Genomic DNA, 23,562 nt, shown 5'->3' with positions numbered 1-23,562 from the left:
CCGCCGGAAAAATCCGCTGTTCCGGTACAGTTTTGGGCTAAGGTGTGCGTTCACGACCCGACTTCCGACCTCCGACTTCCGACCGGCGCGCGCCGGCTCATCATGCCCGACCTGACTCATTTGCTGACGTTCGCCCTGGTAGCGCTGGGCATGGTCCTCACGCCAGGGCCCAACATGATCTACCTGGTGTCGCGCTCCATCTCCCAAGGGCCGCAGGCCGGCCTGATCTCGCTGGGCGGCGTGGCGGTCGGATTCATCTTCTACGTGGCCTGCGCGGCGTTCGGCATCACCGCCTTGCTGATGGCCGTGCCCTACGCCTACGACGCGCTGCGCGTCGCCGGCGCCCTCTATCTGCTCTACATGGCCTGGCAGGCGATCCGGCCGGGCGGACGGTCGCCGTTCCAGGTCCATGACCTGCCCAAGAGCAGCCCGCGCCAGTTGTTCACGATGGGGCTGCTGACCAACCTGCTCAATCCCAAGATCGCCGTCATGTACGTGTCGCTGCTGCCGCAGTTCATCCAGCCCGACCACGGCAGCGTCTTCACCCAGTCGCTGGCGCTGGGGATGACGCAGGTGGTGATCAGCCTGTCGGTGAACGCGCTCATCGCCGTCATGGCCGGGTCCATCGCCGGGTTCCTGGCGGGCCGCCCGCTGTGGATGGTGGCGCAGCGCTGGCTGATGGGCACCGTGCTGGCCGGCCTGGCCGTGCGCATGCTTGTGGATACGCGTCGCTGATGCCGGCCCAGGACGGTTTTTTCGCAACGCTGGGCGGCATGCTCGGCGAGGGCCTGCGCGCCATCGTGGCAGGGATCAAATGGCTGCTGGGCGGGCTGGGCGGCGCGCTGGCGGACTTTTACGCCGGCCTGGCCGGCGCGATGGGCATGAGCCCGTCGATTTTCAACCTGGTGCTGCTGGCGCTGGGCCTCATGTTCCTGTGGGGCGCGGTGAAGGCGCTGCTGCGGCGCTCCATCCTCGGGTTCCTGTTCTGGCTGTTCATGACGCTGCTGGTGCTGGGCGGGCTGGTGGATTAGCCCGCTTTCTGGCCGGCCGCCACCTCGTGCAGCCGGCGCACCAGCGCGGGAAACCGCTCCGCGCCGGTATTGCCGTAGCCGATCACCAGCCCGTTGTCTTCTTCGCGCGGGTTCAGCGCAAAGGACGACAGCGCCGCGGGATGCATCCCCAGCTTGCGCGCCTGCGCCACGATGTCCACGTCGGAATAGGCCGGCGCGAGCCGCACCGTCAGGTGCAGGCCGCAATGTCCGCCCAGGACCTCGTGCTCGATGCCCAGATGCGTTGCCAGCGCCTCGCGCAAGGCGGCCTGCCGTTCGCGGTACAGGCGGCGCATGCGGCCCAGGTGGCGCGAGAACTGGCCGTTTTCGATGAAGGCGGCCATCGTGAGCTGTTCCAGCCGGTGGCCGCCGCGCTGCATCTCGATGATGGACGGCATGGCCCGGTCGGCGATCGCCTGCGGCAGCACCAGGAATCCCAGGCGCAGGGCGGGGAACATGGTCTTGCTGAACGTGCCGACGTAGAGGACCGGCGCGTCGGGCAGCAGGCCCTGCATGGCGGCGATCGGTTCGCCCTGGTGCCGGAACTCGCTGTCGTAGTCGTCCTCGATGATCCATGCGCCCGCGCGGCGGGCGCGTTCCAGCAGGTCCAGCCGGCGGGTCAGGGACAGCACGGCGCCCGTTGGGTACTGGTGCGAGGGCGTCGTCTGGATCAGGCGCGGCGGCTGGCTGGTCCACGCGCTTTCCGGGATGACGATGCCGTCGGCGTCCACGCGCATGGCCACCACATTCAGGTCGCCGCCATGGAACGCGGACTTGGCGCCGCGGTAGCCCGGATCTTCCAGCCACGCCGTGTCGCCGGGGTTGGTCAGCAATTGCACGCACAGCGCCAGCGCGCCCTGGGCGCCTTCGGTGATGACGATGCGCGACGCGTCGCAATGCACCCCGCGCGACACCCGCAGGTACTGGGCGATGGCCTCGCGCAGGGCCGGCTCGCCCGCCGGATCGCCATAGCCCAGCGCGGCGGCCGGGGCCGCCTGCAGGGCGCGGTCCTGCGCGCGGCGCCAGGCATTGAGGGGAAACTGGGTCAGGGCCGGCGTGCCGGGCGTCATCGGCAGCGATCCGTCTTGCGCCTGGCGCGCGGAGACGATGCGGGCCAGGCGGCGCGCGGTGGCGGGCGGCCGGTCGTCGGCCGGGGCGGCGTGGCGGGCCGCGCTGCGGGCGGCGGCCGACAGGGGCGCCACGCGCGTGCCCTGGCGGTCGGCGATCACGTAGCCTTCGGCCGTCAGTTGCTCGTAGGCGATCAGCACCGTGTTGCGGGAAATCTCCAGTTCCTCGGACAGCGCGCGCGACGAGGGCAGCCTGCCGCCGGCCGGCAGCCGGCCGGCCAGGATGGCCTGCTTCAGCCGCTGGATGAGCTGGCGCTGGCGCGGCAGCGCGCCGGGGCCGCGCGCCAGCGGGCTGGACAGCAACGATACGCCGGCGGAATCGCTCAAAGTGGTGTCGATCATGGCCCTATTAAACAAGAGGTTCGTGGCGCTTTTTATGATGCCACGGTTCCGATATCGTGAGGGCCTGGATGTCGCGCCCGCCACGCTCGGCGGCGCTCCCTGAACCGACCCGAGGCACCGTCGCATGCAACCCCGCACCAACGCTTTCCAACAACCGATCGGCCCGGCGCTGCCCGGCTGGACCCCGCGTCCGCGTCCCCCGCTGGAACCCGCCATCGGCCGCTACTGCCGGTTGGAACCCCTGTCGGCCGAACGCCATGCGGCTGACCTGTACCACGCCTTCAGCCAGGCGCCCGACGCCAGCGACTGGACCTACATGGGCATCGGACCGTTCGCCGACGAGGCGCAATACCGGGCCTTCGCGGAATCCGTGCAGGCGGGCCAGGATCCGATGCACCACGCCATCATCGATCTGGCCACGGGCCGCGCCATCGGGACGCTGGCCCTGATGCGCATCGATCCGGCCAACGGCGTCATCGAGGTGGGCTTCGTGTGCTATTCGCGCCAGCTCAAGCGCACCCGCATCGCCACCGAAGCGCAATTCCTGCTGATGCGCCGCGCGTTCGACGAACTGGGCTACCGCCGCTACGAATGGAAGTGCGACAGCCTGAACGCGCCCTCGCGCGCCGCGGCGCGGCGCCTGGGCTTCACGTTCGAGGGCGTATTCCGGCAGGCGACGGTCTACAAGGGCCGCAGCCGCGACACGGCGTGGTTTTCCATCATCGACAGCGAATGGCCCGCCCTGCGCGCGGCCTACGAACGCTGGCTTAGCCCGGACAACTTCGACGCCGAAGGCAACCAGCGCCGCGGATTGGCCGACCTTGCGGGCGCCGAAAGGGCAGACTCCCAGGGAGAACACGCCGCGTGCGCCTGATCCCGGTGGCCCTGGCCCTGTTCTGGGGCCTGAACTGGCCGGCGGTGAAGATCATCCTGTCGATCTTCCCGCCGTTCACGCTGCGCGTGCTGGGCCTGGGCAGCGGCGCGCTGCTGCTGTTGCTGCTGGCGGGGGCCAAGCGGCTGCCGCTTCTGCCGCCGCGCAGCGCGTGGCCCGGCATCGCGGTGGGCGGCATCCTGGCGGTCGCGGTCTTCAACCTGGCCGTGGCCTGGGCGCAGCTCAGCACCAGCACGTCGCGCGCGGCGGTGCTGACCTTCACCATGCCGATGATGTCGGCGCTGCTCGCGTGGCTGGTGCTGGGCGAACGGCTGGACCGCCGGCGCGGCCTGGCGCTGCTGCTGGGCGCCTGCGGCGTCGCGGTGCTGGCCTGGCCCGTGCTGCACGCGGTATTCGCCGGCAACGACGTGGCGGCCGCCAAGGGCCTGGTGTTCCCGCTGGTGGCGGCGTTTGGCTGGGCGGCCGGCACCGTCTACCTGAAGCGCTGGCCCGTGGCGGGCGACCGCATCGTCATCACGGCCTGGCAACTGGTCGTGGGCGCAAGCTGCGCCCTGGCCGGGGCGTTGATCGCCGGAGAATCCTTTCCCACGCGCGGCTGGACCGCCAGCGTCGCCGGCGCGCTCTCGTTCCACATCATCCTGGGCACCGCCGTGGCGTATTGGCTGTGGTTCGTGCTGAGCGAACGCGTCAGCGCCACGGTCGCCGCGCTGACCACCCTGATGGTGCCCGTGGTCGGCGTGCTGGGCGCGATGGCGCTGGTGGGGGACCGGCCGGGCGCGTCGGACTGGTGGGGCTTTGCGTTCGTGATGGCCGGGGCGGGGCTGATCGTCCTGAACCTGGGTCAGCGGCGCGCCTGATCCGCACCCGCGGGCGATGCCGGCATCCATGACCCATGCAGGCCGGCGGGGACGCGGCGCGGCAGGCGGATCGTCGCGACCGGGCCGGCGGCCAGGTCGCGGGCGTCCAGCACGATGAATCGCCCGCCCGCGTCGTTTTCGGCATGCACGAAGCTCAGGAGATAGCCGTTTGCCTCGTCCGCGGCGTCCGCGGCGGCCGGGTTTGCGGCCGGGTTTGCGGCGAACACCGGTTCGCACGCGGTCTGGCCGGCGGGCAGCCGGAACACTGTCTTTGCGCCCGTTTCCAGGTCGTAGCGGGCAAAGGCCTCGAAGGCGCCCGGTTGCGGCGTCTCGCCCGGGCGCGGGTCGCGCAGGCCGGCATAGCAGTACCGCGCGCGCCGGCCCAGCCAGGCGTCGTTGATCCGGCCGAACTCGCAGGGCTGGTCGTCCAGCATCTGGTCATCGACCTGCCCGCTGGCAAGGTCGATGCGCAGCCGGTGCAGTTCCAGCCGCTTGCGTGAGTCCGACCCAAAGCCGTCGTGCCAGGGCATCACCGCGTCGATCGTGTCGCCCTCCACGCAGGCGTTGGCGACGTGCCAGTTGAAGAAGGGGGCCGCCTCGATCCACCGGATCTGCGCCGCGTCGGTGCAGTCGCGCGGCACCAGCAGCACCTGTGTGCCGCGCTTCGGTTCCCACGCAGGCGCGGCCGGCCCGCGGCTGAAGTCGAAGACCAGCGGGCACACGAAAGCCACCGCGTGGGTGGCGGTCAGCCCGATGTCGTGGACCAGCGCGGGCCAGGGCGACGCAAACCGCACCTGGCGGTCCACCTGGCCGCTGGCGTCCAGGCGCAGGTATTCGAGCGTGCCCGCCATGAGGTCGTAATTGATCGCCACCATTTCCCCGGTCAGCGGATCGACCTTGGGATGCGCGGAGAAGGCGCCGGCAAGCCTGCCCTGGAACGCGTCCGGTCCCAGCGTCGCCAGCGTGTCATCGATGACGTAAGGGCATCCGCCTTCGTACAGCGCATAAATTCGACCGGCGTGGCGCAGCACGTTGGTATTGGCCAGGTTGGCTTGCGGCGGCGGTCCGAAAGTGGGGTTGTAGAGGCGGCGGCCGGCGTCCCGCTCTTCCTGCAGTTCACGCGTCAGCACCCAGCGATTGCGGTAGCGCGCCCGGCCGGCGTCCAGGTACAGCGCGTGGATCATGCCCGTGCCGTCGTAGGGGTAGGCGTAGCCGGGCCCGGGCTCGAACTGCGGATTGGGACCGTTGCGCATGAAGACGCCGGACAGGCCCGCGGGCAGCGCGCCTTCCACTGGAAGGTCCGTGTCGTCGCGTTCCTCGAAGACGGGGGCAAAGGCGCCCGCAAGCGCCGGGTTGTCGCTGTGCCAGGGTTGCATGGGGGGCTCCGCGCCGTGGCCGCGCGCCGGACCGGCCGGCCGGGCGGTGGGAAGGATGCTTGGTTATATCCGGTCGGCATTCTCGGCGCCAGCCGAGATAACCATGAGGCTACCGGCCATGGCGCCAGGCGCCGCGCGGTGCCGCGCCTAGCGTCGGCGCAGCAACTGCCTGACCATTTCCGCGCCGTTGACCAGGGTGATCCCCGCCAGCACCATCGCGGCGCCGATCACGAATCCCGCGTCCAGCGGCTCGTCCAGGATCAGCACGCCGAAGCTCACGCCAAAGAGCGGCGTCATGAACGACAGGATGGACAGGCGCGACGCGAGATAGCGGCGCAGCAGCCAGAACCAGGCCAGGTAGCTGGACAGCGCCACCACCACCGACTGGAAGCCGACGCTCAGCATCGCCGCCGGGGTGTAGCGGATGCCGTGCTGGCCAGTGGCCGCCGCGAACGCCAGCAGGCCCACCGAGGCCACCGCCATCTGGTAGAACAGGGTCTTGGCGGGCGCGGCTTCGGACAGCGAGGTCTTGCGGATCGCCACCGTCGTGGCGCCCCACAGCAGGCCGGCCAGCAGGCCCATGGCGTCGCCCAGCAGCATGTTGCCTGCGCCGCCCGGCGCGGCCGGCTGGCTGTCCTTGACCAGGAACGCGACCGTGATGCCGCAGAAGGCGATCGCCACGCCCAGCCACTGCAGCGGCTTCATGCGCTCTTCGGGCAGCAGCCAATGTAGGCCCAGCGCCGCGAAAATCGGCGCGGTGTACAGGAACACCGACATGTGCGAGGCCGTGGTGTGGAGCAGGCCCTGGGCCACGAACAGGAATTCACCGGCGAACAGCAGGCCCACGATCAGGCCGGGCAGGATGGTGCCGTCCGTGAAGGCGCGCCGGCCTTCGCCGCGCCACACCACCACGGCCAGGACCAGGGCCGCGAAGGTCGACCGCAATCCGATCTGCATGATCGGGGCCACGTCGTCCGCCACCAGCTTGATGGCGATCTGCTGGAAACCCCAGCACACGCACAGCAGCAGCATGGCGCCGGTGGCCAGCGCGTCCAGGGGCAGGCGCTGCGGTGTTGCCGTGGCGATGCTCACGGCAATTCGGCGGGGTAGCTGTCCAGCGCCAGGCCGATCTGCTGGCGCAGGTCCCATTCCGCCAGCGTGGACTGCACCGGTCCGTAGAAGGCGCCGTCGCGGGCGACGAACATGGCGGGCAGGTGGAAGACTTCGTAGCGCTCGACCAGGCCGCGGTTGTCGCCGGCGTCGATCCAGCAGAGACGCTCCACGGGCAGTTCCACGGCGGGAAGCTGCTCGCGCGCCACGCGGCAGGTGCCGCAGGTGCGGCTGTGAAAAACGATGAGCGACAGGCCGCGCGCGTCCAGCAGAAAGCGGTCGGCGGTGCTGTCGTTGAGTTCGATCTGTTCCATGGGGTCGTGAGCCTCAAGCGCCGCGCAGCGCGCGGTCCAGTTCCAGCACCGACTGGTACAGCACGCGGGTGCCGTCCAGCAGTTGCGCGGGTTCGATCCATTCTTCGGGGCAGTGGCTGCGGCCGTTCAGGCAGGGGATGAAGATCATGCCGATGGGGCCGGTGGGCGCCATGTAGACCGCGTCGTGCCCGGCGCCGCTGGGCAGGCGCATCGACGCATAGCCCAGTTGGTCGGCCGCGGCCTTGACGGCGTCCATGACCAGCGGCGAACAGTCGGTGGGCTGCGCGCGGCTGAGCTGCGTGAAGCCGGCGGTCAGGCGCAGCGCCTTCAGGTCGTCGGCCACCCCGGCCATCAGGGTTTCCGGGAAGGCATCCAGCACGGCGTTGCTGTCGCTGCGCATTTCCAGCGTCATCTCGACCCGGCCGGGCACCGCGTTGGCCGCGTTGGGCGTCAGGGACAGCCGGCCCACGGTGGCGACCACGTAGTGCGGGTTGCCGCTGGCGGCGCTGGCCTGGCGATGGGCGGCGTCGATGATGCGGGCCGCGCCCACCAGCGCGTCGCGGCGGATGTCCATGGGCGTGGTGCCCGCGTGGTCGGGCTGCCCCTCGACCACGATCTGCACGCGGCGGATGCCGACGATGTTGGTGACCACGCCGATCGGCAGCTTGCGGCTTTCCAGGACGGGGCCCTGTTCGATGTGCAGTTCGACGAAGGCGGCCGTTTCGCCCGCGCGGCGCAGCGGCGCGCCCAGCGCGGCCGGATCGCCGCCGATGCGGGCGATCCCCTGCGCCAGCGTCTCGCCCTGCGGATTGCGCGCGGCCAGCATGTCGGCGGTGAGCTGGCCGCACAACGCGCGGCTGCCCACGCACGAGATGCCGTAGTCGCTGGGTTCTTCGGACAGGAAATCAATGACCTCGAAGGGGTGGTCGAGCGTGATGCCGTGTTCCTGCATCGTGTGCGCGACTTCGATGCCGGCCAGCACGCCGATGATGCCGTCGAAGCGGCCGCCGCTCATCACGGTGTCGCAATGCGATCCGGTGGCGATGGGCTTGCGCGACGCGTCGCGCCCCGCCCGCGTGCCGATCAGGTTGCCGCCCGCATCCAGGCGGGTGACCAGGCCGGCGGCCTCGAACTCGCTGCGCAGCCAGGCGCGCGCGTCATCGAACAGCGGCGAAAAGGCGCGGCGCGTCCAGGGCACGTCGGGCAGGGTGAACCGGGACAGGGTTTCGACCCGTGCCCACAGGCGTTCGGCGTTCAGGGGAGGCAAGGCGGGCGGTGTGACGTGCGGCATGAGGCTTCCAGAAGATCCGCCCGGGATTATGGCATCAATGGCGCGGCGGCTCCGGGGCGCGGATCACGGGGTGCTGCGCCAGGCCGGCTCGCGCTTTTCCAGGAACGCCGTCACGCCCTCGCGGGCTTCATCGGTGCTGCGGATGGCCGCGATGCGTTCGACCGTATCGGCGATCAGGGCGGCGTCCAGGGGCTGGCCCGCAAAGTCCCGCACCAGCCGCTTGCTCGCCTGCACGGCGCCCGGACCGTTGGCGCACAGCGTGCGGCAAAGGGCTTCGGCGGCCTCGAGCGCCTGCGCCGCCGGGACCACCTCGTGGACCAGACCGAGCCGCAGCGCGGTGGCGGCGTCGAATCGTTCGGCGGTCAGGAAATAGCGGTTGGCCGCGCGCTCGCCCATCGCGCGGATCACATAGGGGCTGATGGTGGCGGGCAGCAGGCCCAGGCGGGTTTCCGACAGGCAGAAATGCGCGCTGTCCGCCGCGACGGCGATGTCGCAGGCCGCCACCAGGCCCATGCCGCCGGCATACGCATCGCCGTTGACGCAGGCCACGACGGGCTTCGGGCAGGTCCAGACCGCATTCAGCATGTCCGCCAGCCGCGTGGCGTCCTGGCGGTTGTCCGCGGCGGTCAGCGTGCCCATTTTGCGCATCCAGTTCAGGTCGCCGCCCGCGCAGAACGCCTTGCCCGCGCCCGTCAGCAACAGCACCCGCACCTGCGGATCGTCCGCGGCCGACCTGACCGCCGCCGTGAGCGCGGCAATCAGCGTATCGTCGAAAGCGTTGCGCATGTCCGGCCGGTTCAGCGTCAGCCGGGCGATGGCGCCGTCCAGGGCGACGTCCAGGGGGGTGTTCGGCGTCATGAGTAGTCTCCGGTTTTGTTGATGGTGGCTCAATGAATGCTGTCATCTGGTGGACTGATTCTATTGGCAAAAGACCAAAACGGCGACCCTTCCTTTCCAGTTATTGAGTTATGCTCAACAAAAAAAGGAGCGAGACATGAGCCAGCAGGCAGGCGGCGTTGCCGCCGATCAGCGTTATGCATCGGTATTCCGGCCGGGACTGTTCGACGGCAAGACCGTGATGGTGACCGGCGGCGGCAGCGGCCTGGGCCGCTGCACCGCGCACGAACTCGCGTCCCTGGGCGCCCGCCTGGCGCTGGTCGGGCGCAATCCCGACAAGCTGCGGATGGCGGCCGACGAAATCGCCCGCATCTATCCCGAGGCGGCGGGGCGCATCAGCCAGCACGCCTGCGACATCCGCGACGAGGCCGGCGTGCGCGCCGCCGTCGCCGATGCGCTGGCCGCGCATGGCGGCGTGGACGGGCTCTTTAACTGCGCGGGCGGCCAGTTTCCCGCGCCGCTGGACCGTATCAGCCTGAACGGCTGGAACGCCGTGGTGCAGAACAATCTGCACGGCACCTTCCTGGTATCGCGCGAGGTCTATACGCAGCATATGCGCCAGCACGGCGGGGCCATCGTCAACATGCTGGCCGACATCTGGGGCGGCATGCCGGGAATGGGGCATTCCGGCGCGGCGCGCGCCGGGGTATGGAACCTGACCGAGACCGCCGCCTGCGAATGGGCCCACGCGGGCGTGCGCGTCAATGCCGTGGCGCCGGGGTGGATCGCCTCCAGCGGCATGGACAGCTACGACGAACACTACCGCGGCGTGTTGCGCGAATTGAAGACCAAGGTGCCGCTGCAGCGCTTCGGCACCGAGGCCGAACTGGCTGCGGCCGTGGTCTTCCTGCTATCGCCCGCGGCGGCGTTCATCAATGGGAGCGTGATACGCGTCGATGGCGGCGTGCCCAACGCCCGCCACTCCTGGACGCTGCAGCCCGCCGAACGCAGCGAGACCTACAACGGCTTTCCTCAGTACGTGCCGCCTTCGCTCTTCTCGGACGACTGAAGACGATGCAGCGCGTCCTGGACTTCACCGCGAAACTGCGCCAGCGCCAGGGCGTCCCGGCGGGGCGGCTGCAGGGCCTGCCACAGAAAGCCGACCAGATGGTCGGCGGTGGCGGCCACGTCCGCGCCCGCACCCCGCAGGATCGCGTCCCACAGCACATGCTCCATCGGGCCGTAGACCGCCGACCGCAGCAGCCGCAGCGGCATGTCCTGGCGGATGTCGCCGTCGGCCTGGCCCTGCGCCAGGATGCGCATCAGCGGCGCGGTATAGCGGCGCTGCAGGTCGGCGTAGATCTCGCCGAAGTCGTCGTTGCGCGCACGGCCCTCGGAAAGAATGAACGCGCACAGGCCCGGCCCCTCGGCCAGCAGGTGGCGCAGGTGCGTGTGCACAAGATAATGCAGTTGGGCGCGCGCGCCGTGGATATGCGGCAGGTGGTCCTCCACCTTGGCGATGATTTCGTCGTACCAGTCGCTGATCACGCGCACGCAGAGTTCGCGCTTGCCGCCGAAATACGTGAACACGGTGGCCTCCGACACGCCCAGGCGCTGCGCGATCTCGGTGGTGGTCGCCGCCTGGAAGCCGGCTTCGGAAAACACCTGGCGCGCGACGCGCAGGATGTCCCGGATGCGTTGCTCGGATTTGGCGCTGGCCGGCGGGCGGCGCATGGGAACGGGTGGGGTCTTTTCCATACAGGCAGAAAGCGGAAGGAGAGGGCGGCCAGCCTGCCGGGCCGCCGCGCGAGGGCCTATTATTGAGCCAGGGTCAACTTCCAGGCAAGGCGGCGCATATGCCCCGCGCCGCGCCGGAGCCGGCCCGCATCCATAACAACACCAGAGACAGACCATGCTGCACAGCGCAGATTCCTACGATCAACTCGTGTCCACGTTCCAGTGGCAGGTGCCCGCCGCCTACAACATCGGCGTGGACGTGTGCGACAAATGGGCCGACGGCAGCGGCCGGCTGGCGCTGATCTACGAAAAGAGCGACGGCGCGCAGACGCGCTACACGTTCGATGAGATCAAGGCGCAGTCCAACCGGCTGGCCAACAGCCTGGCGCGCCATGGCATCCGGCGCGGCGACCGCGTGGCCATCTACCTGCCGCAGGCGCCGGAAACGGCGATCGCGCACGTCGCGGCCTACAAGCTGGGCGCGGTCGCGGTGCCGCTATTCACGCTGTTCGGGGTGGACGCCATCCAGTACCGGCTGGCCGACAGCGGCGCGGCGGCCCTCGTGACCGACGCGGACGGCTGCCGCAAGCTGCGCGAGATCCGCGACAGCCTGCCCGCCCTGAAAGTGATCTATTGCATCGATGGCGAAGGGCAGGACGGCGCCGAGGCGTCGTCCGCCGCTTCCGGCGCCCCGGCCCAGGTCGATGCATTGCCATTCAACCGCAGCCTCGCGTTGGAATCCGACGCCTACGACCCGGCGCCCACCGCGGCCGACGACCCGGCCGTCATCATCTATACCTCCGGCACCACCGGCAAGCCCAAGGGCGCGCTGCACGCGCATCGCGTCCTGCTGGGCCATCTGCCGGGCGTCGAGATGTCGCACGAGTTCTTCCCGCAAAACGCCGCCCTGATGTGGACGCCGGCCGACTGGGCCTGGATCGGCGGGCTGCTGGACGTGCTGCTGCCGTCCTGGCACCACGGCGTGCCCGTGCTGGCGCGCCGCTTCGAGAAATTCGACGGCGCCTCGGCGCTGGAACTCATGGCCCGCCACGGCGTGACGCACACCTTCCTGCCGCCCACCGCGCTGAAGATGATGCGCGGCTGCGACTGGCCCGGCCAGGCCGGGCCGCGCGCGCTGCGTTCCGTGGCCAGCGGCGGGGAGTCGCTGGGCGCGGAACTCATCGACTGGGGCCGCCGCGTCCTGGGCGTGACCATCAACGAGTTCTACGGCCAGACCGAGTGCAACATGATCGTGTCGTCGTGCTCGACGCTCTTTGACCCCTGCATCGGCGCCATCGGCCGGGCCGCGCCCGGTCACCACGTCGCTATTGTGGATGACGCCGGCGTCGAAGTGGCCGATGGACAGGAGGGCAACATCGGCGTATTGCGCCCCGATCCGGTCATGTTCCTGGGCTACTGGAACAACCCCGATGCGACCGCCGAGAAATTCGCGGGCGATTATCTGTTGACCGGCGACATCGGCGTGCGCGACGCGCAGGGGTTCATCCGCTTCGTCGGCCGCAACGATGACGTCATCACCAGCGCCGGCTACCGGATCGGCCCGGGCCCGATCGAAGATTGTCTGATCGGCCATCCCGCCGTGCGCATGGCGGCGGTGGTGGGCATGCCCGATGCGCAGCGCACCGAGATCGTGGTGGCGTACGTGGTGCTGAACGAGGGAGTCGAGGGCGACGAGGCGCTGGTCAAGGCGCTGCAGGAACATGTGCGCACTCGTCTCGCGGCGCACGAATATCCGCGCGCGATCCGCTTTGTAACCAGTTTGCCAACCACCGCGACGGGCAAGATTATCCGCAGGGAGCTACGCGCCGGTCGCCATGCCTGAGCGGTCTCACACGGTGACAATCTCCCCCATGAGGATGGGTTGACGGGTTGCCCGGCGCTGCAAGTATGATGGCGCAAACTGGATACGGCCCCACCTAATTGGGGCCGTATCACCTTTAGCCATAGTATGGAGATAGCCCCAATGAATAAGCCTTTGGACGGGGGATTGGCAGCCTTGAACGTGCCCGCGTACGTCAAGCATCGCGGACTGATCGACTGGGTCGCCAGTTTTGTCGCGCTGGCCAAGCCCGATCGCGTGGTGTGGTGCGATGGTTCTCAGGAAGAGTACGACCGCCTGTGCGAGCAGATGGTCCAGTCGGGCACCCTGCGCCGGCTCAACCCCGCCAAGCGCCCCAATTCCTATCTGGCCTGGTCCGATCCCTCCGACGTCGCGCGCGTGGAAGACCGCACCTTCATATGCTCGGACCGCGCCGAAGACGCCGGCCCCACGAACAACTGGGCCGATCCCGCCGAAATGCGCGACACGCTCAACGGCCTGTTCGACGGCGCCATGCGCGGCCGCACGCTGTACGTGGTGCCGTTCTCGATGGGCCCGCTGGGCTCGGACATCGCGCACATCGGCGTCGAACTGTCCGACAGCCCCTACGTGGCCGTCAACATGCGCATCATGACGCGCATGGGCAAGCAGGTCTATGACGTGCTGGGCACCGATGGCGACTTCGTGCCGTGCCTGCACTCGGTGGGCAAACCGCTGGCCGACGGCGAAGCCGACGTGGCCTGGCCGTGCAATCCCACCAAGTACATCGTCCATTTCCCCAAGACCCGCGAAATCTGGAGCTACGGCTCGGGCTACGGCGGCAACGCGCTGCTGGGCAAGAAGTGCTTCGCGCTGCGCATCGCGTCCACCATGGGCCGCGACCAGGGCTGGTTGGCCGAGCACATGCTGATCCTGGGCGTCACCTCGCCCAAGGGCCGCAAGTACCACGTCGCCGCCGCGTTCCCGTCGGCCTGCGGCAAGACCAACTTCGCCATGCTGATCCCGCCGCAGGGCATGGACGGCTGGAAGGTCACCACCATCGGCGACGACATCGCCTGGATCAAGCCCGGCCCGGACGGCCGCCTGCACGCCATCAACCCCGAGGCCGGCTATTTCGGCGTGGCCCCGGGCACCAGCGAGCAGACCAACTTCAACGCCATGGCCACGCTCAAGGCCAACGTTATCTTCACCAACGTCGCGCTGACCGACGACGGCGACGTCTGGTGGGAAGGCATGACCGACACGCCGCCCGCGCACCTGGTCGACTGGCAGGGCAAGGACTGGACGCCCGAGATCGCGCGCGAAACCGGCCGCAAGGCCGCGCACCCGAACGCGCGCTTCACCGCGCCGGCCTCGCAGTGCCCGTCCATCGACCCCGAATGGGAAAACCCCAAGGGCGTGGTCATCGACGCCTTCATCTTCGGCGGCCGCCGTTCCACCACCGTGCCGCTCGTCACCGAAGCCCGTAACTGGGTGGAAGGCGTCTACATGGCCGCCACCATGGGCTCGGAAACCACCGCCGCGGCCGCCGGCCAGCAAGGCGTGGTGCGCCGCGATCCCTTTGCCATGCTGCCGTTCTGCGGCTACAACATGAGCGACTACTTCGGCCACTGGCTCAATCTCGGCAAGCAGCTCGAAGCCGCCGGCGCGACCCTGCCGCGCATCTACTGCGTGAACTGGTTCCGCAAGGGCCCGGACGGCAAGTTCGTCTGGCCGGGCTTCGGCGACAACATGCGCGTGCTGCGCTGGATGCTGGGCCGCATCGACGGCCAATCCAAGGGCGTGGACCAGGTCTTCGGTGTGTCGCCCACGTACCAGGACATCGACTGGACCGGCCTGGAATTCAGCCCGGACAAGTTCGAACAGGTCATGTCGGTCGACGAAGCCGCGTGGCGCGAGGAACTGGCGCTGCACCATGAGCTGTTCGGCCAGTTGGCCCAGGGGCTGCCCGAAGAGCTGCGCTCGACCAAGACCGAGATCGAGGGCCGGCTGGCAGCCTGAGGCTGCTCAGGTTCGTCCCTGAAGGACCGTGGGCGGTCAATCCGCCGGTCTGTGAGAGAGTCAGCCCGATTTCCGCGCAGCGTTACGCTGCGTGGAGGTCGGGCTGATTTTTTTTTGCGGCTATCAGGGCACCGTATCGCCGGCTGACCGGGCGTCCGCAAATCAATCGGGCCAGATTTGACCCGACCGGGCCAAATCTGGCCCGGTGCGTTTTCTTATTTATCAATGACTTGGAAATAACCGGGCCAAATTTGGCTCGATTTTCCGGCCAAACCGCGGCTTTTCTTGAGCCGCGATGGCGATCGGCTGGCTGATTCGCGCGAGATTCAGCTTCAAGGCCTTGATGTTGCAGGGGTTTTCTTTGCACCGCCAACCCTGGCACGGATTTCGCATATGTCGCCGCATTCCCGCAACGGGATGCCTCCGGCCTCTTGAAGGCCTTTGCGACGACACCGGACTCCGTCATGCCAACCCCGCCAGGCGCTGCCCCCTCCATTCCAAAGCGAAACGCCCCTCCAGTCGAAGAGCACTACACCGACGCCGAATACCTGGAAGCCGAAGCCGAGAACGACGGCATCCAATGGAGTGACGAAGACCTGGACGGCCCGCAAGGCGTGGTCGCTCCGCTGAACACCATTGCCCCCGAAGACGTCGAAGCCGGCCAGAACGCCTTTGACCAGTGGCTGCGCGAAAACAGCGACGGCTGGGTCACGCTGCCGCGCATCAAGGCGGCCGCGGGCGCGGTGCCGGTGCTGGGCAACCTCATGGCGCTGGTGGATGCCATCGGCGACATCACCACATTGGTCGACAGCAATCCCACCCAATTCCTGGACTGGGTGAGCCTGGGCATCAACCTCTTCGGCGTGGTGCCCGTGCCCGGCACGGCGGCTGCGCGCATGAGCCTGCGGCCCGCGCTGTTTCTCGTGCAAAAGGAGGTCGCGCGCCAGGCCAAGGCGGGCCTGGGCAACGCGATCATCATGGCCTTGGCTGCGCACCTGAGCGAGAACATCGCCGGCGACATCGAAGACTTCGCGCAACAGGCGCAGGCACGGCTGGAAGGGCTGCTGCAGGATGCGGGGGCCAAGGCCGAAGAAATCATCAAGGCGCTGGCCGATGTCCTGGTCAGCCTGACCGTGCCGGCAAACGCGGATGCCTCGTTCGAGAAGGCGGGCGAGCAGCTCTCGTCCGCGTGGGACAAGAAGTGGGACTCGCCCTTGGGCGCCGCGCGCGACCTCTGGGATGGCCTCGGTAGCGGCGTGCGCGGCAGCAAGCAGTCGGTCGGCAACGCCGCCAAGGACCTGCTTCCCGCCAAGGCGCGCGACTTGATGCTGCGCTCCGCCCAGCGCCTGAACGCGCTCGCGCCGCAAGTCAATGACAGCATGCAATCGCTGGCCGACGAGAACAACGTCAACAGCATCGCGTCGCTGCTCATGCAACTGTCGGTGGCCGTGGTGCTGTGGCGCCAGCGCAAGGGGTACGCGATCGGCGCGAACGTCCGACCGGCCGTGGCGAGCAAGGCCCGGCAGATGGCGCGCTCCATGCGCCTGGCGCGCATCCGCCGCCAGGCCCGCGCGCGGCGAAATGCCAATAAAGACAAGAACGGCGCGTGCCCGGCCACCTGCCACAGCATCAGCTTTGCGATGGGGACGGAGCGGATCACGCATGTGGATTGCTCGCTGCCCGGGCCATTTCCGCTGCGCTGGGCACGCACGTATTCGTCGGATCTCGCCGCATTTGATCGCGGACCGCTGGGCGCGCGCTGGATCAACGAGTACACCACGCGCATCGACATCAAGACGGCAGGCGCCGATCGCGAAACCCTGCTCTATCACGCCGAAGACGGGCGCACGCACGCCTGGCCGTTGCCGGCGGTCGGCAAGTTCCACTACGACCCCGTCGAGAACCTGACGGTGGTTCGCACTTCCAACAGCGAACTGACCGTGGCGCAAGGGTGCGAGCGTCGCGCCACCTACCAACGCGAGGGCCGGCGGTTTCGGCTGACGGGCATCCACCTGCGCAACGGCGCGCGCGTTGCATTGCTCTACCGGCATATCGTCGGGCGGCGCAGCGTGCTGTCCGATCTTGTCACCCACCTGGACGACGCCATCCACACCCATGTCGGCACGCAGATCGACGACGCCGGCCGCATCGTCGCGCTCTGGCAACTCAAGGAGGGAGAATCGCAGCGGCAGTTGGCCGGCTACGACTACGACGAGCAAGGGGACCTGCTGCAAGCGCGCGACGAACACGGCGCCCAGTGGGACTACCACTATCGCCAGCACCTCATCACCCGCTACACCGACCGCACCGGACGAGGCATGAACCTGGAATGGGAAGGTTCAGGCCCCAAGGCGCGCGCCATCCGCGAATGGGCCGACGACGGCAGCTTCGACACGCGCCTGCGCTGGCACCCCGAGATCCGCCTGACCTATGTCACCGATGCGCTGGGCCACGTCACGGAGCACTACTACGACATCGACGGCTATACCTACCGCATCGTGCATCCGGACGGCCTGTCGGAATGGCTGTATCGCGACGACGCCAAGAACGTGGTCACGCACATTCACCCCGACGGCAACATCGACAGCTACGCCTACGACGAGCGCAGCAACCTGCTCGAACATCTGCGCGCGGATGGCACCTCGGTCCACTACGCCTACGACGACCAGGACCAGCTTTTCAAGATCCGCGACGCCGAGGGCGGCCTGTGGCAGCGCGACTACAGCCCGCGCGGGTACCTGACCGAGACCATCGATCCGCTGGGTCGCAAGACCGAATATGCCTATGACGCGGCGGGCAATCCGGTTGCGATCCGGGACGCCCGGGGCGGTCAGAAACTGCTGGCCTACAACGCGGCGGGGCTGCTCACGCAGTACACGGATTGCTCGGGCAAGCGCAGCGCCTGGACGTATGACGAACTCGGCCAGTTGCGTGAATACACCGATGCAGCCGGCAACGTCACCCGCTACCGGTACGAGATGGGGCACCTGGCCTACGTCACGCACCCGGACCAGACGGTCGAACACTTCGAACGCGACGCCGAGGGGCGGTTGCTGGCGCACATCGACGCGCTGGGCCGGCGCACGCAGTGGACGTACAACGGCGCGGGGCTCCTCGCCCAGCGCCTGGACGCGGCGGGCCGGACGCTCCAATACGAATGGGACAAGCTGGGCCGGCTCACGGCGCTCGCCAACGAGAACGACCGGCAGGCGAGATTCGTCTACGACCCGGCCGGGCGACTGCTGGAGGAGCGAGGCTTCGATGACGTCGCTACCCGATATCGCTATGACCCGGATAGCGGCACGTTGCTCTCGGCGCAGGATGGCGACCGGGTCATCGAGTTCACGTTCGACCCGCTGGGGCGCGTGACCCAACGTTTGGCGCGGCCGTATGCGCCGTCAGCGCAAGCGGCGGGGCAGACCGCAGCACAAGCGGCGGCGCGTACGTCGGCGCAAACGGCCACGCAAACGTCAGCACCCGCGTCCACACGCTCAGCACCGGTTCGCGTCGAGGCCCAGACAGAGCGCTACGCCTACGATGGCAACGGCCGCCTGATCCTCGCCGAGAACGCGGCCTGCCGGCTCCAATGGTTCCACGACGCCGCCGGCAACCTGACCCGCGAACACCTGCACTATCTACGTCTGGCGCAACCAGTCGTGGCAGTCTGGAAGCACGAGTACAACGAACTGAACCAGCGCATCGCCACGCTCCGCCCCGATGGCCATCGCGTCAGCGTGCTGACCTATGGCTCGGGCCACGTCCACGGCCTGCTGTTCGACGACCATGAGCTCGTCAGCATCGAACGCGACGACCTGCATCGGGAGACCACCCGCATGCAAGGCAATGGCCTGGCGCAAACGCAATCGTGGGACGCGATGGGGCGCCTCAATGCACAGAGCATCGCGCGGGGCGCGCAGCGCCTGATCCATCGCGGCTACCGCTACGATGCGGCGGGCCAATTGGAAGCAATCCAGGACAGCCGCCGAGGCCCCTTGGCGTATCGCTATGACCCCGTAGGACGCCTATTGGAGGCCACCAGCAGCCTCGGCAAGGAAACCTTCGCCTTCGATCCGGCAAGCAATCTCCTCGATCCGTCGAGCGACCCGGCCCACGCCAGCACGCTAGGCATGGCCGGCCCCGTCTACACCTACCGCCAGCGTTCCGCGCGCCTGGACAACCTGCTGCGCGAGTACGCTGGCAGCCATTACACCTACGACCCGCGCGGCAACCTCGTCGAGAAGCTGCACAACGGCCAGCGCTCGCGCTTCGAATGGGATCTCTTCAATCGCCTGACGGGCTACAGCAACGACCGCCTGCACGTGAGCTACCAGTACGACGCGCTGGGCCGCCGCCTGCTCAAGCAATCCGAAGCGCACTGGCGCGAACGGCCCGGCATGACGCCCGCACAGCGCCAGGAAGAACAAGCGCGCGCGAATCGCGCGATGGGCTGCAGCACAACGCTGTACGGTTGGGATGGCGACACCCTGGCATGGGAAGGCCGCGACGACCAGACCACGCACTACCTCTACGAACCCGGCAGCTTCGTCCCGCTGGCCCAGGCGATCAGTCGCAAGGCCGTACTGCTTCATCAGCAACCTGTTTACGCGGGTGCCTATGACATCGACCGCGATCCACTATGGACAACCTCGCCCGACCCGGACCCGGTGGATGCCCTGGTCTGGTATCACTGCGATCACCTGGGCACGCCACAGGAACTGACGGACGCGCAAGGCGAGATCGCCTGGAGCGCGCACTACCACGCGTGGGGCGCGGCGAAAGAAGCTATCACGGAAGCCGCCCGCGCGGCGGGAATACGTAATCCGATCCGATTCCAGGGGCAGTATCTGGACTCGGAAACGGGCCTGCACTACAACCGGCACCGGTACTATGATCCGCAGATCGGACGCTTCATTACGAAGGATCCGATCGGCTTTGCGGGGGGGCTGAATGTTTATCAGTATGCGGATAACCCGGTTGAATGGATAGATCCATCCGGCTTATCCAAAGGAAATAGAGGTGCGACAGGGAAAATCGAGGGCGGAAATATTCCCGGCGGCGTGGTGTCGGGCATGAGTACACGTGCGGGTGGGGCTGGAGTTCATCATCCGGTGGTACAGGACCTCTATGATTCCGTTGCTATCGAAGAACGAAGTCCGTTCCATTGCAAGTGCGCTGAAGGCGATGCCCTGTCTAAGATTGCAACTCAAACCCAGGCAGCGAGCATGGAAAAACTAAGGGAGATAACGTCTGGAGCCGAGTCTTCGGTGTATGGACCAAAGGGGGAATACAAGCCCGCATGCAGCTCATGCGCCCCAGTTCTTGACATGTTAGGGATCAGGCATAAGAGATGAGAGAAGACGCCATTCAATTGAGTGCTCTAGAGGGGCGCATCGATTTGGAACAGATTCCGTTCGATCGATCTTTAATCGTTTTTTCAAAATTCCTTTTGGATGTTTCGCGGGAGTATCTGAAAGAAAATAAGATAGAACACGATTTTTTTGAATGGATAGATGAAACCCTAAGATTTCCAGTTCTTTTTTTTTCCGGCAAATGCTCAGTCGAGGAGTTTGGGGGGCGCAGAATTGACGCTTGGGTAAGACATGATGCAGAGAAAAATTCACTGAAAAAAGCCATCCTTCGGGCAATTGTCTGCTGCTTATATGAAGGAACTTCAGATAGGGGGGAGGAATACGAAACGCCAGAGATGATGGAGTTGTTTTTCTCCGTTCTTCTGGACGTCGATGTGCATCTCTGTTCTAGGTTTCGGAAATTTTTTGAAAATGAAGTCGGATGTTAGGCAGTGACAGCACATAAAGTCAGTGATCGCGGATCTACATTCCCGATTTGACTCAAAAAACATGTAGTAGTTGCGTGCTCAGGGATTTGATTTATGAGAAATCTAGCTGGATTTAGAGCCTTTGGTACCGCAGTGGGTACCGACACGTCCTTAGCGCTGGACGAACTTTCCATTATTGGAAGCGCGGAAACCTTTCGTGCGCTGGGTGATTTTCTATTAAGGGCATCTCGGGAAATTCAACTCTATGATATTGAGCATATGCACCTTCAAGATGCAGTCGTGGATTTTTCTCCAGAGAATCATGTGGACATTATCGTCCTCAATGAGAGAAGAATAGAGCAGTAGGAGTGAAGCTATGTTCGGGCGGACCGGGCAAGTTGGGCCAGGGTTAATCTTGCAACTGGACAGCGCGCGCGGGAAGGGCCGGAAGCTTATCGGGCTTGTCGCCGGGTAATCCAACTTTGAACAGTGTGAAGATTGTCGCCCTACCCGGAACGAATAAGGTGGTCACTTAATTTCCCAAAAGAACGAGGAGGTTCATGGAAGATAAGTACTACGTAACTATGGCATTGAGCGTGGACTGCTATGAGCAAAGTGATTACTTGCATCTAATGACCTTGGATGGCGTTGAGATCATTGGTTACTCCGCGGAGTTCGACACGTGTACAACTGATGTGGCCCATGCGTGTGATCGGCACAATTATGAAAATACACGTTGGTTCGCTTGGGATGAGGATTGGCAATGGCGCCCCGCCAAACTCGCGGAGATAGCGGCCGCAAGGCTCGATAAGTATTTGATCGGCGCAAAAAGTGATATGAAAACGTCGACAGAGATTTGCCGTTTTTGATTGCCTCGCCGAGCGGAGTCAACGGCAGTGCATAGGGTAAAAACGTAAACCGCCATTAGGGCGGGGCCGTCTCCGTCGGCCTCGTCAGGTCATGCGCGAGTAGCCGCCCACCTGCGACTTCGCGGCATCCCGCCGCTCCAATGCCTCCCGCGGCGTTGACGGGCTCGCACTCAAGCCGGTTCGTGGGCCGCTATGTCATCCAGCGCCCTCGCCACATCCTCCGGCAATCGCAACGACCCCGCCGCCATATTCTCCCGCAGATGGCCGGTCGATGACGTGCCCGGTATCAGCAAGATATTCGGCGCACGCCGCAACAGCCACGCCAGCGCCGTCTGCATGGGCGTCGCGCCGATCCGCGCTGCCGCATCGTTGAGAATGGACGACTGCAATGGGCTGAAGCCGCCCAGCGGAAAGAACGGCACGTAGGCGATTCCCTCGCGGGCCAGGTCGTCGATCAGGGCATCGTCGCCCCGGTGGGCCACGTTGTACTGGTTCTGCACGCAGACGATTTCGCAGATCCGGCGGCCCTGGGCCACCTGGGTCGGCGTGACGTTGCTCAGGCCGATGTGGCGGATGAGCCCTTGCTGCTGCAGGCCGGCCAGCACGGAGAGCGGCTCCTCGATGGAACCTTCGGCCGGCCCGTGCACGTCAAACATGGCGCGCAGGTTGACCACGTCCAGCACGTCGCGGCCCAGGTTGCGCAGGTTGTCGTGGACGGCGCGGGTCAGTTGCTCGGGCGAGAAGGCGGGATTCCAGGAGGCATCGTCGCCGCGCACCGCGCCCACCTTGGTCACGATCACCAGATCGTCGGGGTAGGGGGCAAGCGCCTCCTTGATGAGCTGATTGGTGATGTGGGGGCCATAGAAGTCGCTGGTGTCGATATGGTCGACCCCGGCGGCCACGGCCTCGCGCAGCACGGCGATCGCCGCATCGCGATCCTTGGGCGGTCCGAAGACGCCGGGGCCGGCGAGCTGCATCGCGCCGTAGCCAAGCCGATGGACCTGGCGCGAGCCCAGGGGGTAAGTGCCGCTGTCTTGGAGATGGGACATGTGGGGTTCCTGTTCCGGTGAAATGTGGGTACGGACACACGATAGAGCTTCCGGCATACGCTGATAAGCCAATACAATCCGGACGGCTTGTACGGAATTCTGAACAATGGCGACCGATCTCGATGACCTCCATGCCTTCGTCGCGGTGGCGCGCGCCCAGGGTTTCCGGGGGGCGGCCCGGACCACGGGCACCAGCGCCTCGCGGCTCAGCGACACGGTGCGGCGGCTGGAGGCGCAGCTTGGCGTGCGGCTGTTCAACCGGACGACGCGCTCCGTGGCGCTGACGCAAGCGGGGCAGGAACTGTTGAGCCGGCTGGCGCCCGCGCTGACGGAAGTGGAGGCGGCGCTGGACGCCGTCAATGGCTTTCGCGACAAGCCGGCGGGCACGCTCAGGCTCAACGTGCCGCTGAGCGCTTCGCGGCTGGTGCTGCCGTCCCTCGTTCCCGACTTCCTGGCGGCGTATCCCGACATCCGCCTGGAGGTCGTGGCCGAGGAGAGTTTCGTCGACGTACTGGCGGCCGGCTGCGACGCCGGCATCCGCTACGACGACCGGCTGGAACAGGACATGATCGCGGTGCCCATCGGTCCGCGCGTCCAGCGCTTTGCGGCCGGCGCCTCGCCCGCGTACCTGGACCGGCGAGGGCGTCCCGCGCATCCCGGCGACCTGATGCAGCACGCCTGCCTGCGCGGCCGCTTTCCCAGCGGGGCCATGCCGGCCTGGGAATTCGAGCGGGACGGGGAGTCGGTGCGCATCGACGCGACGGGGCCGCTGGTCGTGCAGATCGGCGGCGCGGTGGACCTTGCCGTGGATGCGGCTATTGCCGGCGTGGGCGTCATGTATCTGTTCGAGGACTGGCTGCGTCCGCACTTCGAAAGCGGGGCGCTGGAGCCGGTGCTGCAGCCGTGGTGGCCGCGGTTTTCGGGGCCGTTTCTTTACTACTCCGGGCGCCGCCTGGTGCCGTCGCCGCTCAAGGCGCTGATCGATTTCATCAAGGCGCGGCCGTTTCCCTGAGCTGGGACGGCCGTCTTTCCGGCAGTCGCGGTGCCCCTGAACGACGCCCGCCGCCTCGCCGGCCCGCGCCATTTCATGCACAA

At 66.9% G+C, this 23,562-nt stretch carries 20 protein-coding genes; 12 read left to right on the top strand and 8 right to left on the bottom strand.

Annotated features, from left to right (window positions below; translation table 11 throughout):
• Positions 1 to 102: 102 nt before the first annotated feature.
• Positions 103 to 735, top strand: coding sequence for a LysE family translocator (locus tag BXA00_RS27605; RefSeq protein ID WP_076521563.1), 633 nt, complete (start codon positions 103 to 105; stop codon positions 733 to 735).
• Positions 735 to 1,031, top strand: a complete 297-nt coding sequence (locus BXA00_RS27600) for a hypothetical protein (RefSeq protein ID WP_056316115.1) — start codon at positions 735 to 737, stop codon at positions 1,029 to 1,031. The genes BXA00_RS27605 and BXA00_RS27600 overlap by 1 nt, the downstream gene beginning before the upstream one ends.
• Here BXA00_RS27600 and BXA00_RS27595 read toward each other — a convergent pair.
• The gene (locus BXA00_RS27595; protein WP_076521562.1) at positions 1,028 to 2,518 is read right to left on the bottom strand and encodes a PLP-dependent aminotransferase family protein; all 1,491 of its coding nucleotides are present in this window, start codon (positions 2,516 to 2,518) and stop codon (positions 1,028 to 1,030) included. The two genes, BXA00_RS27600 and BXA00_RS27595, sit on opposite strands and share 4 nt — an antisense overlap.
• Positions 2,519 to 2,642: 124 nt before the next feature.
• On the opposite strand from BXA00_RS27595, the gene BXA00_RS27590 reads away from it, so the two are divergent.
• Together BXA00_RS27590 and BXA00_RS27585 are read left to right on the top strand one after the other, a co-directional pair.
• Complete coding sequence (locus BXA00_RS27590) at positions 2,643 to 3,392, top strand: GNAT family N-acetyltransferase (RefSeq protein WP_076521561.1); 750 nt, start codon at positions 2,643 to 2,645, stop codon at positions 3,390 to 3,392.
• Complete coding sequence (locus BXA00_RS27585; protein ID WP_076521560.1) at positions 3,383 to 4,267, top strand: DMT family transporter; 885 nt, start codon at positions 3,383 to 3,385, stop codon at positions 4,265 to 4,267. Before BXA00_RS27590 ends, BXA00_RS27585 begins: the two co-directional genes overlap by 10 nt.
• Here the strand turns inward: BXA00_RS27585 and BXA00_RS27580 are convergent.
• The 5 genes from BXA00_RS27580 to BXA00_RS27560 form a co-directional block, all read right to left on the bottom strand.
• The gene (locus tag BXA00_RS27580) at positions 4,252 to 5,643 is read right to left on the bottom strand and encodes a carotenoid oxygenase family protein (protein ID WP_076521559.1); all 1,392 of its coding nucleotides are present in this window, start codon (positions 5,641 to 5,643) and stop codon (positions 4,252 to 4,254) included. The two genes, BXA00_RS27585 and BXA00_RS27580, sit on opposite strands and share 16 nt — an antisense overlap.
• Before the next feature lie 147 nt (positions 5,644 to 5,790).
• Positions 5,791 to 6,729 carry a DMT family transporter gene (locus BXA00_RS27575; protein WP_076522152.1) on the bottom strand — a complete coding sequence of 313 codons (939 nt, stop codon included), beginning with the start codon at positions 6,727 to 6,729 and terminating at the stop codon, positions 5,791 to 5,793.
• Between the two features lie 2 nt (positions 6,730 to 6,731).
• A complete protein-coding gene (locus tag BXA00_RS27570) occupies positions 6,732 to 7,067 on the bottom strand; it encodes a co-chaperone YbbN (RefSeq protein ID WP_076521558.1) in 336 nt (111 codons plus the stop codon).
• Between the two features lie 13 nt (positions 7,068 to 7,080).
• Positions 7,081 to 8,358, bottom strand: a complete 1,278-nt coding sequence (locus tag BXA00_RS27565) for a Zn-dependent hydrolase (RefSeq protein ID WP_076521557.1) — start codon at positions 8,356 to 8,358, stop codon at positions 7,081 to 7,083.
• A gap of 63 nt (positions 8,359 to 8,421) precedes the next feature.
• Positions 8,422 to 9,216, bottom strand: a complete 795-nt coding sequence (locus BXA00_RS27560) for an enoyl-CoA hydratase/isomerase family protein (RefSeq protein ID WP_076521556.1) — start codon at positions 9,214 to 9,216, stop codon at positions 8,422 to 8,424.
• 136 nt (positions 9,217 to 9,352) lie between these two features.
• Between BXA00_RS27560 and BXA00_RS27555 the strand changes: the two genes are divergently transcribed.
• Positions 9,353 to 10,264 carry an SDR family oxidoreductase gene (locus BXA00_RS27555; RefSeq protein ID WP_076521555.1) on the top strand — a complete coding sequence of 304 codons (912 nt, stop codon included), beginning with the start codon at positions 9,353 to 9,355 and terminating at the stop codon, positions 10,262 to 10,264.
• On the opposite strand, the gene BXA00_RS27550 is transcribed toward BXA00_RS27555, so the two are convergent.
• Positions 10,228 to 10,953: a TetR/AcrR family transcriptional regulator gene (locus BXA00_RS27550; RefSeq protein WP_076521554.1), complete on the bottom strand. Its 726-nt coding sequence runs from the start codon at positions 10,951 to 10,953 to the stop codon at positions 10,228 to 10,230. The two genes, BXA00_RS27555 and BXA00_RS27550, sit on opposite strands and share 37 nt — an antisense overlap.
• Before the next feature lie 154 nt (positions 10,954 to 11,107).
• Here BXA00_RS27550 and BXA00_RS27545 point away from each other — a divergent pair, with 154 nt between their 5' ends.
• From BXA00_RS27545 to BXA00_RS27530, 6 genes are all read left to right on the top strand, one after another.
• Positions 11,108 to 12,775 carry an acyl-CoA synthetase gene (locus tag BXA00_RS27545; RefSeq protein WP_076521553.1) on the top strand — a complete coding sequence of 556 codons (1,668 nt, stop codon included), beginning with the start codon at positions 11,108 to 11,110 and terminating at the stop codon, positions 12,773 to 12,775.
• Between the two features lie 141 nt (positions 12,776 to 12,916).
• Entirely contained in the window at positions 12,917 to 14,773 is a 1,857-nt protein-coding gene (locus BXA00_RS27540) for a phosphoenolpyruvate carboxykinase (GTP) (RefSeq protein ID WP_076521552.1), read from the top strand.
• A 464-nt stretch (positions 14,774 to 15,237) separates the two neighbouring features.
• Positions 15,238 to 20,124 carry an RHS repeat-associated core domain-containing protein gene (locus tag BXA00_RS27535; RefSeq protein ID WP_083714350.1) on the top strand — a complete coding sequence of 1,629 codons (4,887 nt, stop codon included), beginning with the start codon at positions 15,238 to 15,240 and terminating at the stop codon, positions 20,122 to 20,124.
• Positions 20,121 to 20,570, top strand: coding sequence for a hypothetical protein (locus BXA00_RS29005; protein ID WP_156902881.1), 450 nt, complete (start codon positions 20,121 to 20,123; stop codon positions 20,568 to 20,570). Before BXA00_RS27535 ends, BXA00_RS29005 begins: the two co-directional genes overlap by 4 nt.
• Positions 20,571 to 20,663: 93 nt before the next feature.
• A complete protein-coding gene (locus BXA00_RS29000) occupies positions 20,664 to 20,915 on the top strand; it encodes a hypothetical protein (RefSeq protein WP_156902879.1) in 252 nt (83 codons plus the stop codon).
• Between the two features lie 194 nt (positions 20,916 to 21,109).
• Positions 21,110 to 21,418: a hypothetical protein gene (locus BXA00_RS27530; RefSeq protein WP_076521551.1), complete on the top strand. Its 309-nt coding sequence runs from the start codon at positions 21,110 to 21,112 to the stop codon at positions 21,416 to 21,418.
• Positions 21,419 to 21,588: 170 nt separating this feature from the next.
• Here BXA00_RS27530 and BXA00_RS27525 read toward each other — a convergent pair whose 3' ends face one another.
• On the bottom strand, positions 21,589 to 22,467 hold the full coding sequence (locus tag BXA00_RS27525; protein WP_076521550.1) for an aldo/keto reductase family oxidoreductase: 879 nt from the start codon (positions 22,465 to 22,467) through the stop codon (positions 21,589 to 21,591).
• A gap of 106 nt (positions 22,468 to 22,573) precedes the next feature.
• Between BXA00_RS27525 and BXA00_RS27520 the strand changes: the two genes are divergently transcribed.
• Positions 22,574 to 23,479, top strand: coding sequence for a LysR family transcriptional regulator (locus tag BXA00_RS27520; protein ID WP_076521549.1), 906 nt, complete (start codon positions 22,574 to 22,576; stop codon positions 23,477 to 23,479).
• Positions 23,480 to 23,562: the final 83 nt, after the last annotated feature.

This window comes from Achromobacter sp. MFA1 R4, assembly GCF_900156745.1.
Taxonomy (GTDB): Bacteria; Pseudomonadota; Gammaproteobacteria; order Burkholderiales; family Burkholderiaceae_B; genus Achromobacter.
Note: the sequence above shows the minus strand (reverse complement) of the source record. Positions and strands in the feature narration are given on the sequence as shown.

What these genes read in the sequence shown, in the direction of transcription:
- BXA00_RS27595 (WP_076521562.1), bottom strand. Translation starts at nt 2,518, where the DNA reads ATGATCGACACCACTTTGAGCGATTCCGCCGGCGTATCGTTGCTGTCC.
- BXA00_RS29005 (WP_156902881.1), top strand. Translation starts at nt 20,121, where the DNA reads ATGAGAGAAGACGCCATTCAATTGAGTGCTCTAGAGGGGCGCATCGAT.
- BXA00_RS27555 (WP_076521555.1), top strand. Translation starts at nt 9,353, where the DNA reads ATGAGCCAGCAGGCAGGCGGCGTTGCCGCCGATCAGCGTTATGCATCG.
- BXA00_RS27580 (WP_076521559.1), bottom strand. Translation starts at nt 5,643, where the DNA reads ATGCAACCCTGGCACAGCGACAACCCGGCGCTTGCGGGCGCCTTTGCC.
- BXA00_RS27565 (WP_076521557.1), bottom strand. Translation starts at nt 8,358, where the DNA reads ATGCCGCACGTCACACCGCCCGCCTTGCCTCCCCTGAACGCCGAACGC.
- BXA00_RS27605 (WP_076521563.1), top strand. Translation starts at nt 103, where the DNA reads ATGCCCGACCTGACTCATTTGCTGACGTTCGCCCTGGTAGCGCTGGGC.
- BXA00_RS27600 (WP_056316115.1), top strand. Translation starts at nt 735, where the DNA reads ATGCCGGCCCAGGACGGTTTTTTCGCAACGCTGGGCGGCATGCTCGGC.
- BXA00_RS29000 (WP_156902879.1), top strand. Translation starts at nt 20,664, where the DNA reads ATGAGAAATCTAGCTGGATTTAGAGCCTTTGGTACCGCAGTGGGTACC.
- BXA00_RS27560 (WP_076521556.1), bottom strand. Translation starts at nt 9,216, where the DNA reads ATGACGCCGAACACCCCCCTGGACGTCGCCCTGGACGGCGCCATCGCC.
- BXA00_RS27545 (WP_076521553.1), top strand. Translation starts at nt 11,108, where the DNA reads ATGCTGCACAGCGCAGATTCCTACGATCAACTCGTGTCCACGTTCCAG.
- BXA00_RS27535 (WP_083714350.1), top strand. Translation starts at nt 15,238, where the DNA reads ATGCCAACCCCGCCAGGCGCTGCCCCCTCCATTCCAAAGCGAAACGCC.
- BXA00_RS27550 (WP_076521554.1), bottom strand. Translation starts at nt 10,953, where the DNA reads ATGGAAAAGACCCCACCCGTTCCCATGCGCCGCCCGCCGGCCAGCGCC.
- BXA00_RS27530 (WP_076521551.1), top strand. Translation starts at nt 21,110, where the DNA reads ATGGAAGATAAGTACTACGTAACTATGGCATTGAGCGTGGACTGCTAT.
- BXA00_RS27520 (WP_076521549.1), top strand. Translation starts at nt 22,574, where the DNA reads ATGGCGACCGATCTCGATGACCTCCATGCCTTCGTCGCGGTGGCGCGC.
- BXA00_RS27570 (WP_076521558.1), bottom strand. Translation starts at nt 7,067, where the DNA reads ATGGAACAGATCGAACTCAACGACAGCACCGCCGACCGCTTTCTGCTG.
- BXA00_RS27525 (WP_076521550.1), bottom strand. Translation starts at nt 22,467, where the DNA reads ATGTCCCATCTCCAAGACAGCGGCACTTACCCCCTGGGCTCGCGCCAG.
- BXA00_RS27540 (WP_076521552.1), top strand. Translation starts at nt 12,917, where the DNA reads ATGAATAAGCCTTTGGACGGGGGATTGGCAGCCTTGAACGTGCCCGCG.
- BXA00_RS27590 (WP_076521561.1), top strand. Translation starts at nt 2,643, where the DNA reads ATGCAACCCCGCACCAACGCTTTCCAACAACCGATCGGCCCGGCGCTG.